This is a genomic window from Streptomyces sp. NPDC001933, assembly GCF_042890955.1.
Classification (GTDB): domain Bacteria; phylum Actinomycetota; class Actinomycetes; order Streptomycetales; family Streptomycetaceae; genus Streptomyces.
Genome location: NZ_JBIASS010000008.1, coordinates 17,981 through 31,816 on the forward strand (window position 1 = coordinate 17,981; position 13,836 = coordinate 31,816).

15 protein-coding genes are annotated in these 13,836 nt (G+C 70.5%); 12 read left to right on the top strand and 3 right to left on the bottom strand.

Features of this window, described 5'->3' with window-relative positions; genetic code table 11:
• Positions 1 to 2 precede the first annotated feature (2 nt).
• The 9 genes from ilvC to ACFYY7_RS20575 all read left to right on the top strand — a co-directional run bounded on the left by ilvC (position 3) and on the right by ACFYY7_RS20575 (position 8,165).
• A complete protein-coding gene (ilvC, locus tag ACFYY7_RS20535; protein WP_388663268.1) occupies positions 3 to 1,007 on the top strand; it encodes a ketol-acid reductoisomerase in 1,005 nt (334 codons plus the stop codon).
• Positions 1,008 to 1,307: 300 nt separating this feature from the next.
• Positions 1,308 to 1,727: a hypothetical protein gene (locus ACFYY7_RS20540; protein ID WP_388663269.1), complete on the top strand. Its 420-nt coding sequence runs from the start codon at positions 1,308 to 1,310 to the stop codon at positions 1,725 to 1,727.
• Between the two features lie 338 nt (positions 1,728 to 2,065).
• Entirely contained in the window at positions 2,066 to 2,920 is an 855-nt protein-coding gene (locus ACFYY7_RS20545) for a HipA family kinase (RefSeq protein ID WP_388663271.1), read from the top strand.
• Positions 2,917 to 3,300 carry a DUF3037 domain-containing protein gene (locus ACFYY7_RS20550; RefSeq protein ID WP_388663273.1) on the top strand — a complete coding sequence of 128 codons (384 nt, stop codon included), beginning with the start codon at positions 2,917 to 2,919 and terminating at the stop codon, positions 3,298 to 3,300. Before ACFYY7_RS20545 ends, ACFYY7_RS20550 begins: the two co-directional genes overlap by 4 nt.
• Before the next feature lie 236 nt (positions 3,301 to 3,536).
• The gene (gene fabG, locus ACFYY7_RS20555) at positions 3,537 to 4,298 is read left to right on the top strand and encodes a 3-oxoacyl-ACP reductase FabG (RefSeq protein WP_351265814.1); all 762 of its coding nucleotides are present in this window, start codon (positions 3,537 to 3,539) and stop codon (positions 4,296 to 4,298) included.
• A 20-nt stretch (positions 4,299 to 4,318) separates the two neighbouring features.
• Positions 4,319 to 5,074, top strand: a complete 756-nt coding sequence (locus tag ACFYY7_RS20560) for an SDR family oxidoreductase (protein ID WP_376626079.1) — start codon at positions 4,319 to 4,321, stop codon at positions 5,072 to 5,074.
• Between the two features lie 118 nt (positions 5,075 to 5,192).
• Positions 5,193 to 6,773, top strand: coding sequence for an ABC transporter substrate-binding protein (locus tag ACFYY7_RS20565; RefSeq protein ID WP_388663275.1), 1,581 nt, complete (start codon positions 5,193 to 5,195; stop codon positions 6,771 to 6,773).
• A gap of 87 nt (positions 6,774 to 6,860) precedes the next feature.
• Complete coding sequence (locus tag ACFYY7_RS20570) at positions 6,861 to 7,544, top strand: uracil-DNA glycosylase (protein WP_351265822.1); 684 nt, start codon at positions 6,861 to 6,863, stop codon at positions 7,542 to 7,544.
• Positions 7,545 to 7,679: 135 nt separating this feature from the next.
• Positions 7,680 to 8,165, top strand: a complete 486-nt coding sequence (locus ACFYY7_RS20575) for a hypothetical protein (protein ID WP_388663276.1) — start codon at positions 7,680 to 7,682, stop codon at positions 8,163 to 8,165.
• Positions 8,166 to 8,216: 51 nt separating this feature from the next.
• Here ACFYY7_RS20575 and ACFYY7_RS20580 read toward each other — a convergent pair whose 3' ends face one another.
• Together ACFYY7_RS20580 and ACFYY7_RS20585 are read right to left on the bottom strand one after the other, a co-directional pair.
• Positions 8,217 to 8,669 (bottom strand): hypothetical protein, encoded by a 453-nt coding sequence (locus tag ACFYY7_RS20580; protein ID WP_388663277.1) that lies wholly within the window; start codon positions 8,667 to 8,669, stop codon positions 8,217 to 8,219.
• 173 nt (positions 8,670 to 8,842) lie between these two features.
• Positions 8,843 to 9,448 (bottom strand): TetR/AcrR family transcriptional regulator, encoded by a 606-nt coding sequence (locus ACFYY7_RS20585; RefSeq protein WP_388663279.1) that lies wholly within the window; start codon positions 9,446 to 9,448, stop codon positions 8,843 to 8,845.
• Positions 9,449 to 9,564: 116 nt separating this feature from the next.
• Between ACFYY7_RS20585 and ACFYY7_RS20590 the strand changes: the two genes are divergently transcribed.
• The 3 genes from ACFYY7_RS20590 to ACFYY7_RS20600 all read left to right on the top strand — a co-directional run bounded on the left by ACFYY7_RS20590 (position 9,565) and on the right by ACFYY7_RS20600 (position 12,135).
• On the top strand, positions 9,565 to 10,785 hold the full coding sequence (locus ACFYY7_RS20590) for an FAD-dependent monooxygenase (RefSeq protein WP_388663281.1): 1,221 nt from the start codon (positions 9,565 to 9,567) through the stop codon (positions 10,783 to 10,785).
• Positions 10,786 to 10,798: 13 nt separating this feature from the next.
• Positions 10,799 to 11,698: a Gfo/Idh/MocA family protein gene (locus ACFYY7_RS20595; protein WP_388663283.1), complete on the top strand. Its 900-nt coding sequence runs from the start codon at positions 10,799 to 10,801 to the stop codon at positions 11,696 to 11,698.
• An 89-nt stretch (positions 11,699 to 11,787) separates the two neighbouring features.
• Positions 11,788 to 12,135, top strand: coding sequence for a hypothetical protein (locus tag ACFYY7_RS20600; protein WP_388663285.1), 348 nt, complete (start codon positions 11,788 to 11,790; stop codon positions 12,133 to 12,135).
• 29 nt (positions 12,136 to 12,164) lie between these two features.
• On the opposite strand, the gene lnt is transcribed toward ACFYY7_RS20600, so the two are convergent.
• Entirely contained in the window at positions 12,165 to 13,790 is a 1,626-nt protein-coding gene (gene lnt, locus ACFYY7_RS20605) for an apolipoprotein N-acyltransferase (protein ID WP_388663287.1), read from the bottom strand.
• Positions 13,791 to 13,836 lie beyond the last annotated feature (46 nt).

A 13,836-nucleotide genomic window follows, 5' to 3' on the forward strand; every position in this document is an offset into this window, starting at 1 on the left:
CCATGCCCGCCGAGCTGTTCTACGACGACGATGCCGACCTGTCCATCATCCAGGGCCGTAAGGTCGCGGTCATCGGCTACGGCAGCCAGGGCCACGCCCACGCGCTGTCGCTGCGTGACTCGGGTGTCGACGTCCGGGTCGGTCTGCACGAGGGCTCGAAGTCCAGGGCGAAGGCCGAGGAGCAGGGCCTGCGCGTGGTGACGCCGTCCGAGGCCGCGGCCGAGGCCGACGTCATCATGATCCTGGTCCCGGACCCGATCCAGGCCCAGGTCTACGAGGAGTCCGTCAAGGACAACCTGAAGGACGGCGACGCGCTGTTCTTCGGCCACGGTCTGAACATCCGTTTCGACTTCATCAAGCCGCCGGCCAATGTCGACGTCTGCATGGTCGCGCCGAAGGGCCCGGGTCACCTGGTCCGCCGTCAGTACGAGGAGGGCCGCGGCGTTCCGTGCATCGTGGCCGTCGAGCAGGACGCCTCGGGCAACGGCCTGGCGCTGGCCCTGTCGTACGCGAAGGGCATCGGCGGCACCCGCGCCGGTGTCATCAAGACGACGTTCACCGAGGAGACCGAGACCGACCTGTTCGGTGAGCAGGCCGTCCTGTGCGGTGGTACCGCGGCGCTGGTGAAGGCCGGTTTCGAGACGCTGACCGAGGCCGGCTACCAGCCGGAGATCGCGTACTTCGAGTGCCTGCACGAGCTGAAGCTCATCGTGGACCTCATGTACGAGGGCGGCCTGGAGAAGATGCGCTGGTCGATCTCGGAGACCGCCGAGTGGGGCGACTACGTCACCGGCCCGCGGATCATCACCGACGCCACCAAGGCCGAGATGAAGAAGGTCCTCGCGGAGATCCAGGACGGCACCTTCGCCAAGAACTGGATGGCCGAGTACCACAACGGTCTGCCCAAGTACAACGAGTACAAGAAGGCCGACAGCGACCACCTCCTGGAGACCACCGGCCGCGAGCTGCGCAAGCTCATGAGCTGGGTCGACGACGAGGACGCGTAACACCGACGCCCCGGACGTCCGGCCCCCGGTGCGCGAAGGCGCCCGCGGGGACCGGGCGCCGCGCCGTGCGCCGGACAGCCCGAAGTCACAGCGACCCGCTACGTCACGCCCTTTCGGGAGGGCGGATCGCTTCCAGGGATCGGGACGGGGCCGTGTCGGCATCCGTCGGCCTCTTCGCGGTGGGGTGCGGTGGCGGTGCCGGGGAATAGCGGTGATCCTGGCAGGGGATCGTGGCTGTCTTCGCACGGCCCGTGTGCGTCGGTGGCCGCGCCGAACAGGAAGGCTACGGCCATGACAGCGATGCCGAACAAGACGACGCCAGAGCCCAAGGGGTCCGGCGCGAAGATCGACGGTGCGTCCCAGGTGGCCGGGGCCCTGCTGATGCTCAGCGGGCCGCTCAGCATTCTCGTGGGCGCGTCCGGTATCGCGGAGGACAACCTGTTCGCCGTCTCGACCCGGTACGCGTACCGGTTCGATCTCACGACCTGGGGCGTGATTCACCTCGTGGTCGGTGTGGCGCTCGTCGTTGCCGGGCTGGCGATCCTGATGAACAAGAGCTGGGGTCGCGGGGCCGGTGTGGCGGCGGCGGGGATCAGCCTGATCACGCAGTTCATGTTCGTTCCGTACTACCCGGCGTGGGCCATCCCTGTCATGGCACTCGACCTCGTGATCCTTTTTGCGCTGACCAGGTTCCATGTGGGAGCCGGCGGAGACCTGTGAACCCAGGTGTGATGGCGCTTCGGATCCTTGGTGGTTGGGTTGTTGTGGCCTGGTGCTCTGTGTTTCCGGTGGGGATTTGAGGGTGGGGGTGAGGTGCGCCGGCGGGATCCGGCCGAGGACGGCGACACCGTGGGCGTCGCCGGGAGTCGGGCGGAGTTCAGCCGCAGACGAGGAGCCTTGCCTGCGGAGGACGACGCCCACGCTGTCGAAGAGCTGGCAACGTCAGCCGGTGGATGCCCGCGAGGCGCCGAAGGCAGGAAGCAACTGCTCGATCGCCGGCTGAAACTCCCCAGATTCTCCCCGGACCGTAAGGTGCCATCGCCGGATAGCCTGGGGAAATGCTCACCGAAGTCACAGCGACCCGCTACGTCACGCCCTTGCGGGAGGGCGGATCGCTCCCCGGGATCGTCGAGGCCGACGACCTCGGCACCTATGTCATGAAATTCACCGGCGCCGGACAGGGGCGCAAGACGCTGGTCGCGGAGGTCATCTGCGGGCAGCTCGGCCGCCGGCTCGGGCTGCGGGTTCCCGACCTCGTGCAGATCCAGCTCGACCCGGTCATCGGGCTCGCCGAGCCCGACCAGGAGGTGCAGGAGCTCCTGAAGGCCAGCGGCGGGCTCAACCTCGGGATGGACTTCCTGCCCGGCTCGATCGGCTTCGACTCCCTCGCCTACCAGGTGGACGCGCGGGAGGCCGGACGGGTCGTCTGGTTCGACGCGCTGATCAACAACGTCGACCGGTCCTGGCGCAACCCGAACATGCTGGTCTGGCACGGCGATCTGTGGCTCATCGACCACGGCGCCACCATGATCTGGCACCACAACTGGCCCGGCGCCCAGGCGTCCGCCGCCAAGCCGTACAACGCCTCCGACCACGCGCTCGCCCCGTTCGCGCCCGACATCGAGGCGGCCGCCGCCGAGCTGGCCCCGCTGGTCACCGAGGAACTGCTCACCGAGGTCGCCGCCGACGTCCCCGACGAGTGGCTGGTGGACGAGCCGGGCTTCGACTCCACCGACGAGCTGCGCCGCGCCTATGTGGAGGCGCTGCTGCCGCGCGCCGCGACCATCCACGAGCGGATCACGATGGACGGGCCCACCGCGCCCAAGGCGTCCCAGGCCCCCGGCTGGCTCACCGAACACCTCACCCCCTGGCCGCACCCCACCAAGAAGAACGACAAGGACGGCCGGCCGTGAGCGAGCGCGATGTCTTCGAGTACGCACTGCTGCGCGTGGTGCCGCGGGTGCAGCGCGGCGAGTTCTTCAACGCGGGCGTGGTCGTCTACTGCCGTGCGCGGAGCTTCGTGGCCGCCCGCACCCATCTGGACGAGACCAAGCTGAGGGCCCTGGACCCGGCCGCCGATGTAGTCGGTGTACGCGCCGCCCTGCACGCCGTCGAGGGAGTGTGCCGCGGCGGTACGGACGCGGGCCAGGCGGGCGGTGACGACGCCGGCCGCCGCTTCCGGTGGCTGATCGCGCCGCGCTCCACCGTCGTCCAGCCGAGCCCCGTGCACAGCGGTCTCACGGCCGACCCGGAGGCCGAGGTCGAGCGGCTGCTCGACCTGCTGGTGCGCTGACCTCCAGGGCCTGGGGCGCCGCCCGCGACCACCGCGCGGGCGGCGCCGCCGGGTGTGACATGCGCCCCGGCGGCCGTGCGCCGTTGACACCGGGTGCCAGGGCTTCTAGCGTCTCGTCTGCTGAAGGTACTAAGCGGTTGCTCAGCCATCGGGAAGGTTCCGCGCACACGAGGTCCCGTGCCGGGGGTGCCCCGACGTCCCGCTGAGCGGCGATCCAAGGGCGAGGAGAACCAAGCATGTCCACCACCGAGCAGCGCGTCGCCGTCGTGACCGGAGCGGCGCGGGGCATTGGCGCCGCCACCGCGGTACGCCTGGCGGCCGAGGGCCGCGCCGTCGCCGTACTCGACCTCGACGAGGCGGCCTGCAAGGACACCGTCGAGAAGATCACCGCCGCCGGGGGAACCGCCCTCGCGGTCGGCTGCGATGTGTCGGACAGCGCCCAGGTGGAAGCCGCGGTCGCGCGGGTCGCCGCCGAGCTCGGCGCCCCGACGATCCTGGTCAACAACGCGGGCGTGCTCCGCGACAACCTGCTCTTCAAGATGACCGAGTCCGACTGGGACACCGTGATGAACGTGCACCTCAAGGGCGCGTTCCTGATGGCCAAGGCCGTTCAGAAGCACATGGTGGACGCCAAGTTCGGCCGGATCGTCTCGCTCTCCTCCTCCTCGGCGCTCGGCAACCGCGGCCAGGCCAACTACTCCGCCGTCAAGGCCGGTCTCCAGGGCTTCACCAAGACCCTCGCCAAGGAGCTCGGCAAGTTCGGCATCACGGCCAACGCCGTCGCCCCCGGCTTCATCGTCACCGAGATGACCGCCCAGACGGCGGCCCGGGTCGGCATGGGCTTCGAGGAGTTCCAGGCCGCCGCCGCCACCCAGATCCCGGTGCAGCGCGTCGGCCGCCCCGAGGACATCGCCAACGCCATCGCCTTCTTCACGGGCGACGAGGCGGGCTTCGTCTCCGGTCAGGTCATGTACGTCGCCGGCGGACCGCTCAACTGACCCGAAGGGCTACGGACATCATGACAGTGCAGGACAGCGGGAAGGTCGCGCTCATCACGGGCGGGAGCCGGGGCATCGGCTACGGCATCGCCGAGGCGTTGGTGGCCCGCGGCGACCGGGTGTGCATCACCGGGCGAGGCGAGGACGCCCTCAAGGAGGCCGTCGAGCGGCTGGGTGCCGACCGGGCGATCGCCGTGGCGGGCAAGGCGCACGACGAGGCGCACCGGGCGGTGGCCGTCGAGCGCACCATGGAGGCGTTCGGCCGGGTCGACTTCCTGATCAACAACGCCGGTACGAATCCGGTCTTCGGGCCGATCGCGGAGCTCGACCTCAATGTCGCCCGCAAGGTCTTCGAGACCAATGTGATCTCGGCGCTCGGCTTCGCGCAGCAGACCTGGAAGGCCTGGCAGAAGGACAACGGCGGGGCGATCGTCAACATCGCCTCGGTCGCCGGGATCTCCGCCTCGCCCTTCATCGGCGCGTACGGCATCAGCAAGGCGGCCATGGTCAATCTGACCCTTCAGCTGGCGCACGAGTTCGCCCCGGTCGTCCGGGTCAACACCATCGCACCCGCGGTCGTGAAGACCAAGTTCGCCCAGGCGCTGTACGAGGGTCGTGAGGAGGAGGCCGCGGCCGCCTACCCGCTCGGCCGGCTGGGAGTGCCGGAGGACATCGGCGGTGCCGCCGCGTTCCTCACGTCCAGCCAGTCCGACTGGATCACGGGGCAGACCCTGGTGGTCGACGGCGGAATTTTCCTGAATGCGGGCGTGGGCTGAGAACAGCCTGAGCGGATTTGGCCCTGATTGACTCAAGTGCCCTGTCGGGCCCGTGGATTGACCCGACGGGGCACTGCGGTATGGTCTGCCGACCCATGGCTGATCGAGGAGCGTTCACGTGTTCTACCGGGCCAGTCTGCAGGCCGCTGCAGCCCTTGCTTCCCTTTCTCTGCTGGCCGGCTGCGGACTTCTTTCCGACAGCGGTTCGGAAGTCGAGCAGAAGATAGTCGTCGGTACGACCAGTGAGCCATCCACCCTCGATCCGGCGGCGGCGTGGGACAACTCCTGGGAGCTGATGCGAAATGTCTTCCAGACCCTGATGAGCTACCCCAGCGGCAGCACGAAGCCCGAGCCCGATGCCGCGGAATGGTGCAAGTTCACCGATACCACCAGCACCTCCTACCGGTGCAAGCTCCGCGCGGGCCTGAAATTCTCCAATGGGGACAAGCTCGACGCCGAGGCGGTGAAGTATTCCCTCGACCGGATCACAGCGCTCAAGGTCAAGGGCGGCCCGGTCGGCATGCTCGGCTCGCTCGACCGGATCGAGACCAAGGGGGACGACATTGTCATCTTCCACCTCACCAAGCCGGATGCCACCTTCCCCTTCGTTCTCACCACGCCTGCGATGTCGCTGGTGGCGCCGAGCGCCTATTCCGAGCACAAGCTCCGCAGCGATGGAAAGGTCACCGGTTCCGGTCCGTACCTGCTTGATTCGTACAAGCCGGGGAAGAGTGCCGAACTGGTGAAGAACCCGGACTACAAGGGCTACGCCAACCGCAAGAACGACGCCGTGACCATTCGGTACTTCAAGGATTCCGCGCCCGTGGTCGCGGCGCTGCGGAAGAAGGAGATCGACGCGATCTACCGGGGTCTGACTGCCGAGGAGGTCGTCAGCCTGGAGGAGAACAAGGACAAGGACAGCAATCTGCAGATCGTCGAGACGGTCGGCGCGGACATCCGCTTCCTGGTCTTCAACCCGAAGGACCCGGCGGCGGGGAACGTGGCCGTACGGCGGGCCATCGCCCAGCTCGTCGACCGCGACGCCCTCGTGGCCAAGGTCTACCAGGGCACGGCCGAACCGCTGTACTCCATGGTTCCCAAGGGCATAGCCGGGCACACCACCAGCTTCTTCGACGCCTATGGCGACCCGGACCAGGGCAAGGCGAAGCAGATCCTGACCAAGGCGGGCATCACCAAGCCGGTCGAGCTGACGCTCTGGTTCGCCACCGACCGGTACGGCTCCTCCACCGCCCCCGAGTTCGACGAGCTGAAGCGGCAGCTGGAGGGCTCCGGCCTCTTCAGGATCACGCTGAAGAGCAAGCCCTGGAAGACGTTCCAGGAGGGCTTCACCAAGGGCGAGTACCCCGTCTTCGGCCGCGGCTGGTTCCCGGACTTCCCGGACCCGGACAGCTTCATCGCCCCGTTCCTCGGCAAGGACAGCATCACGGGGATGCCGTACATGAAGAACGAGATCACCAAGGAGCTGCTGCCGCAGACCCGCAAGGAGAGCGACCGGGGCGCGGTCAGCAAGCAGTTCGAACAGGTGCAGAAGATCCTGGTCGACGACGTGCGGATCCTGCCGCTGTGGCAGGGCAAGCTGTACGTCGCCTCCGGCGAGGACATCGGTGGTGGGGAGCGCGCCCTGGACCCGCAGACGGTCATGCAGATGTGGGAGCTGTACCGCAAGGCCAGCTGGTAGGCCGGAGCCGGACCGGCAGGGCGCGTTGTCAGTGGCCCCCGGTAGGTTCTCGGTTGAAAAGCTGATTGCTTACCGGAGGTTGTTGAAGTGACCGACACCGACCTGCTGCCCGAGTCCTGGCGCGGCGTCCTCGGCGAAGAGCTGCAGAAGCCGTACTTCAAGGAGCTCACCGAGTTCGTCGAGGAGGAGCGGGCCAAGGGGCCGGTCTACCCGCCGCGCGACCAGGTGTTCGCCGCGCTGGAGGCCACGCCCTACGACAAGGTGAAGGTCCTCGTCCTCGGCCAGGACCCGTACCACGGGGAGGGGCAGGGGCACGGGCTGTGCTTCTCCGTGCGGCCGGGTGTGAAGACGCCGCCGTCCCTGCGGAACATCTACAAGGAGATGAAGGAGGAGCTCGGCCTGCCGGTCCCGGACAACGGGTATCTGATGCCGTGGGCCGAGCAGGGTGTGCTCCTGCTCAACGCCGTGCTGACGGTCCGCGCGGGCGAGGCCAACTCGCACAAGGGCAAGGGCTGGGAGAAGTTCACCGACGCCGTGATCCGCGCCGTCGCCTCGCGGCCCGACCCGGCGGTCTTCGTACTCTGGGGCAACTACGCCCAGAAGAAGCTCCCGCTGATCGACGAGGAGCGCCATGCGGTGGTGAAGGGGGCGCACCCCTCGCCGCTGTCGGCCAAGAAGTTCTTCGGCTCCAGCCCGTTCCGGCAGATCAACGCGGCGGTGGCCGCACAGGGGCACGAGGCGATCGACTGGCGCATCCCCGACCTGGGCTGACCGGTGGTTTCGCCCCGGCCGGCGGCGGGCGTCCGGCGACCGGCCGGGGACGCCCGCCCGAGCCTCAGCGGGATTGGCCGCCGCTGCGGCTAGCGTCGAACGCGGAACGGGGGACGAGCGCGCACGGAGGTCGCAGTGACGGAGCAGCGGGAGGCGTCCAAGGACGCCGTCATGACCAGAATCGGCCAGGCGGTCATGCTGCTGCACGGCGGCGACCGGGAAGAGGCCCGCAATCGTTTCGGCGAGCTCTGGTCGGAGATCGGCGAGGACGGTGACGCCCTGCACCGGTGCACCCTCGCCCACTACATGGCCGACACCCAGGACGATCCGGGTGACGAACTGGCCTGGGACCTGAGGGCCTTGACCGCCGCCGGGGCGCTGACCGACGAGCGCGCGGCTCAGCACCCCGACGCGCCGGCGGTGCGGGCGTTCTACCCCTCGCTCCATCTCAATCTCGCGGCGGACTATCTGAAGCTCCGGCGCCCCGATGCGGCGCGGATCCATCTGGACCGGGCGCGTGCCGCCTCCGGGGTGCTCGCGGAGGACGGGGCGGACGACGGGTACGGGGGAGGGGTGCGGGCGGCGATCGCGCGACTGGAGCTGCGGCTGCGCGAGGTGTGAGGGTGGCCCGTCCACGGCGGACGGGCCACCTCTCGTTTCTCCCGTCGGGGCTCAGCGGCCGTAGGTGTTGTCGCAGATCCGGGACTGGGGGCTGCCCGCGGGCCAGCGCCCGTACCCCCGCCCCAGCGCGCAGACGTCCGTCCCGGCGACCGGGGCGGGCAGGGCCGGGGCGGGTACGGTCGCGGCGGGCGGCACACCGTGCGGCCGGGGCGGCGTGGCGGCCGGGCGTCGCTGCTGCCGGGGTGCGCGGGGCACGGAGCGGCGGGTGTCCGGCGGTTCTGCGTGAGCGGGGCGGGGCGCGGAGGCGGACGGCTCGGGGCTCGGCACGGCCTCCAGGGAGTCGTGGACCGGAGGCAGCACGATCTGCGGTGCCAGGTCCTGGGCCGGCCCACTGGCCCGGGGTCGGGGCGGAACGTCGGGTTGCGGCTGCACGGACACGCAGCCGGACAGCGCCGTGACGGCGACGCCCATCAGGAGACTCACGGTGATTCTGGTTCGTTGCACCTGATCAACTCTGCTGTGTGGGACGGGCTCCGGGGGAACCGGGAAGCCGGGATTGGCCCGCAAGAGTGACACCTGCCGGCGAGTGCGGCGGCCATGGTGACGCCATTGCTGTGGTGGTGCCATTGCCGTGGTGACGTCGGCAGTGGCGACACGGCGGGCGTGGTGCCCGTGGCTCAGTGCGGCGCCCATCGCGGGCCCAGCATCCCGCCGAGCAGTTCGGTGAAGCCGGTGCGCAGCTCCTCCTCGCTCGGTACGGAGCGGTTGTACGACCCCGCGGCGCACGAGAACATCAGCCCCTCACACCAGGCCACCAGGGAGAGCGTGTGCCGTTCGGGCTCGGCCGATCCGGCGGCCGTCATCAGTGCCGTCAGCGGTTCGCGGAACTGGCGGCCGGTCGCGTCGAAGAACTCCCGCAGTTCCGGGCGGCGGGTCGCCTCCAGGGCCAGTTCGTAGCGGCAGAGGAGCAGTTCGGGATGGCGGGTGAGATAGCGGTGCAGCGCCCGCGCGAGACCGGCGACCAGTTCCTGCGCCCCGGCGGCAGGACCCGGCAGTTCGGCGGGGGCGAGCACCCGCGCCTCGCGTTCCGCCAGCCGTCGCACCGCCGCCTCCAGCAGGGACTGCCGGGTCCGCGCGTAGTTGGACGTCGAGCCCTGGGGGAGTCCGGCGTGCTCGTCCACCGCGCGGTGCGTCAGCCCGCGCATCCCGCGTTCGGCGAGGAGTGCGAGGGCGGTATCGGCGATGAGGTCGGCCCGGGAGGTACCGGTCGTGCGTGTGGCCATGGGGCCAACCTACCGCTGGCACTACACCCGTAGTACGGTGAATCTGTCACTACAGGTGTAGTCCCATCGCTCCGGGATTCCGGAGCGACAGGGATGCGCGGATTGCTGGAGGAGCCATGGACAAGCCCCATGCCGTCGTCATCGGCAGCGGAATCGGCGGCCTCACCGCGGCGGTGGCCCTGCACGGCCGCGGCTGGCGGGTCACCGTTCTGGAGCGCGCGGCCTCCCTGGACCCCGTCGGAGCCGGTATCTCCCTCGCCCCCAACTCCCAGCGGGCCCTGGACGTCATCGGCATGGGCGACGAGATCAGGGCCCTCGCCGCCTGGCAGGGCGAAGGGGGCATGCGCGCCCCGGGCGGCCGCTGGCTCTCCCGTACGGACAGCGCCGCGGCGACCGAGCGGTTCGGCGGCTCGATCGTCCTGCTGCATCGCGCCACTCTCGTCGACCGCCTCGTGGCCCGGCTGCCCGACGGCACCGTCCGCACCGGCGCCGAGGCGGAGCTGCTGGACCCGGGGACGGCGGACGGCGCGCCCGCCGTGGTCGGGACTGCGGCCGGGAGGATCGAGGCCGACCTCGTCATCGGCGCCGACGGCATCAACTCGGCCGTACGGCGGGCACTCTTCCCGGACCACCCCGGACCCTCGTACGCCGGATTCACCACCTGGCGCGTCGTCGTACCCGCGCCCCAGCGGCCCTTCGCCCCGCACGAGACCTGGGGGCGCGGCGCACTCTGGGGCACCCAGCCGCTCAAGGACGGCCGGGTCTACGCCTACGGGGCCGCCGTCGCCCCGGCCGGTGCCCATGCCGCCGACGGCGAGAAGGCGGAGCTGATGCGCCGGTTCGGCAGCTGGCACGACCCGATCCCGGAGATCATCGCCGCCGCCGACCCCGGCCAGGTGCTCCGCAACGACGTCCACCACCTGATCGATCCCCTGCCGTCCTTCCACCGGGGGCGTACCGTCCTCGTCGGCGACTGCGCGCACGCGATGGCGCCGAGCCTCGGCCAGGGCGGCAACCAGGCCATCGAGGACGCGATCGTGCTCGCCCACCATCTGACGCCGGGCGGTGACCTCGGTGCGGGAGCGGCGGCGTACACCGCCGACCGGCTGCCCCGTACCTCGGCCATCGTCCGCAAGGCCGCACGGACCGCGCGTCTGATGCGGCTGACCAGCGCCCCCGCCGTCGTGACGCGTGACGCGCTGCTCTCCGTCGTCTCACGCCTCGGGCCCAGCCTCGTCCTGCGCACCTTCGACGGGATAGCCGACTGGCAGCCGCCGCAGCACACGTATGCTGCCCCTCGCGAGGCGGACACCGCGACGGTGGACGCCGAACAGTGAGAGGGAGACCCCTGTGAAGGTCGGCTGCATCGGGCTCGGCGACATCGCGCAGAAGGCGTATCTGCCGGTTCTGACGGCCCTGCCCGGGGTCGAACTGCATCTGCAGACCCGCACGCCCGCCACCCTGGATGCGGTCGCCGAAGCCCACCGCATCCCGGCCGGGCAGCGCCACACCGAGCTCGAATCGCTGATCGCCCAGGGGCTGGACGCCGCGTTCGTCCATGCCCCGACAGCCGTGCATCCGGAGATCGTGGCCCGGCTGCTGGAGGCCGGTGTCGCCACCTACGTCGACAAGCCGCTGGCCTACGGATTCGCCGATTCCCAGCAGCTGGTGAGCCTCGCCGAGGAGCGCGGAACGAGCCTTGCCGTCGGCTTCAACCGCAGGGCCGCGCCCGGCTACGCCCAGTGCGCCGAGCACCCGCGCGAGCTGATCCTCATGCAGAAGAACCGGGTGGGCATGCCGGAGGACCCGCGCACCATGGTGCTCGACGACTTCATCCATGTCGTCGACACCCTCCGCTTCCTGGTGCCTGGACCGGTCGAGCACACCGCCGTGCAGGCCAGGATCCGCGACGGCCTGATGCACCACGTGGTGCTCCAGCTGTCCGGTGACGGATTCACCGCCATCGGCACGATGAACCGGCTCAGCGGCTCGACCGAGGAACGGCTGGAGGTCTCCGGCCAGGACACCAAGCGCGAGGTCGTCAACCTCGCCGAGGTGATCGATCACAAGGGGCAGCCGAGCGTCCGGCGGCGCGGCGACTGGGTGTCGGTGGCCCGCCAGCGCGGCATCGAGCAGAGCGTGCTGTCGTTCCTGGACGCCGTCCGCGTCGGCAAGGTGCTGAGCGCCGCGGACGCCCTGCTGACCCATGAACTCTGCGAACGCATCCTGCGCGACCTGGACTGCGCCTAGAGGCCGACGACCGATGGGCCTCCGGATGCGTCGGGTCCCGCTCCGATGCAGGCTGGGGTGATGGGCCACCGGCCCGTGGAGGTGACCTCGTGAGACCTCACGACGAGCCAAAGGGCTGGGGCGCACTCCAGCCGCCGCCGGGCTATTACTCGGCCGACGGGCGGCCCCCCGACGAAATGCAGCGCGGTCTGATCCTCGACTGGGCGGTCAACCAGCGGATCGCGAGCGGCTGGCGGGTGGAATCCCGCTCCGGTACACAGGTCGTCATGGTCCGGGGGCACCGGCTGAACCATGTGCTGCACGCCATCCTGATGGTGTTCACCTGCTTCCTCTGGGGCGCCGTGTGGCTGGTACTGGCCGTGACCAACAAGGTCGAGCGGGTCTCGCTCACCGTCGACGCCCAGGGCCACATCGTCTCGGTGAACGGCCCCCGATAGCCCGGCACTCACGGCCCCTGGTCCGGCACTCACGGCCCCGGACGCTCGGCCGGCCCGCCGACCGCGGCGGCCGTCTCGTCCGTCACGCCGGCCGGCCCGCCCCGGTCACGCCGCAGGAGGGCCCGGGCCGCTTCGACGGCGCAGAACAGGGCCAGCACCGCCGCCGCCCCCTGCACCGGCCAGTCGCCCAGCCGCACATAGAGCGTGGTGCCCGTCGCCAGCGGTACGTCGTACACGGCGGTCCCACTCGTCTCCGTACCGAGCGGAGCCCCGACCCGCGCTCCCTGCGGTCCGTACGCCGTGCTGACGCCGGTGAGCGTGGCGTGCACCATCGGGCGGCCGTTCTCGGCGGCCCGCAGCGCCCCGAGCGAGGCATGCTGCTCGGGTGCCCAGCTGTGCTGGAACGTGGAGGTGGACGACTGGGCGATCAGCACCTGCGCACCGTCCTGGGTGAGCCGGCGGCTCATGTCGGGGAACGCGGACTCGAAGCAGACCAGCGGCCCGATGCGGAGCCCGTGCTCGCCTTCGGCCCCGGGCAGCGACATGATCACCTGCCGGGTGCCCCGCAACCGGTCCTGGCCCGCCGCCTGGCCCAGGGACGTGACCCACCCGAGCACCGACCGGGCCGGGATGTACTCCCCGAACGGCACCAGCCGCATCTTGTCGTAGCGCTCCCCGGTCAGCCCGTCCGGACCCACCAGCACCGCCGCCTTGAAGATCCCCGTACGGCCCGACCGGTCGGTCTGCCGGGCGTCCATGTTGACCAGCACATCCGCGCCCACCCGGCGCGAGAGGGCGGCGATCCGGGCGGTGATGTCCGGGTGCCGGTCGAGATCCACCCCCACACTGCTCTCGCCCCACACCACCAGGTCGAGATCGCGCCCGGCCAGGGAGCCGGTCAGCCGCTCGCTGAGGGCGAGCCGGCGCTCGACGCTGTGTGCCCCGGTGACCACACCCGGCTGTACGACGGCGATCCTGGCCACTCCCGACTCCTCGGGCTGCGGCGCCCAACTCGCCATCGCCCCCACGGCCAGAGCGCACACCACGATGCCCACCACGGCCACTGTACGGGCAGCCGCGGTCACGAAGAGCAGCGCGACAGCGGTGTTCACCGCCACCACCACGAGGCTCACCAGCCACACCCCGCCCACCGACGCCACCCGCAGCGCGGGAGCCACCTGCCACTGGCTGGCGCCGAGCAGCCCCCACGGACCGCCGAGCGCCTCCCAGGAACGGGCCAGTTCGATCATCAGCCACCCGCAGGGCACCACGACGACCGCCAAGGCGGCGGCCGCGGCGGACACCCGCCCGTCCAGCATCCGGAAGACCAGCAGCCCCCAAGGGGCCCAGAGCAGACCGAGCAGGGCCGCCAGGATCAGGATGAAGACATGGAGGCTGGGCATCAGCCAGTTGTGCACCGCCAGCATGTAGCCGGTGCCGCCGAGCCAGCCCTCCAGCGCCGCCCGGCGCCCCGTGCCGGCGGTCCGGATCAGGAGCAGCCACGGAACCAGGCCGACCCAGGCGAGCCACCACAGGGAAGGAGCGGGAAATGCGAGCGCGGGCAGCGCGCCCGCGAGCACCGCCAGGCAGCCGCGCCACCGGCCGGACCGCAGCACCCGCGACCACTGTCCGCTCCGACCGGCCGGAATCCGCATGCCGCGCCTCCTCGTCCTGCCTGATGAGCAGTCTCCCCCCTTGTCC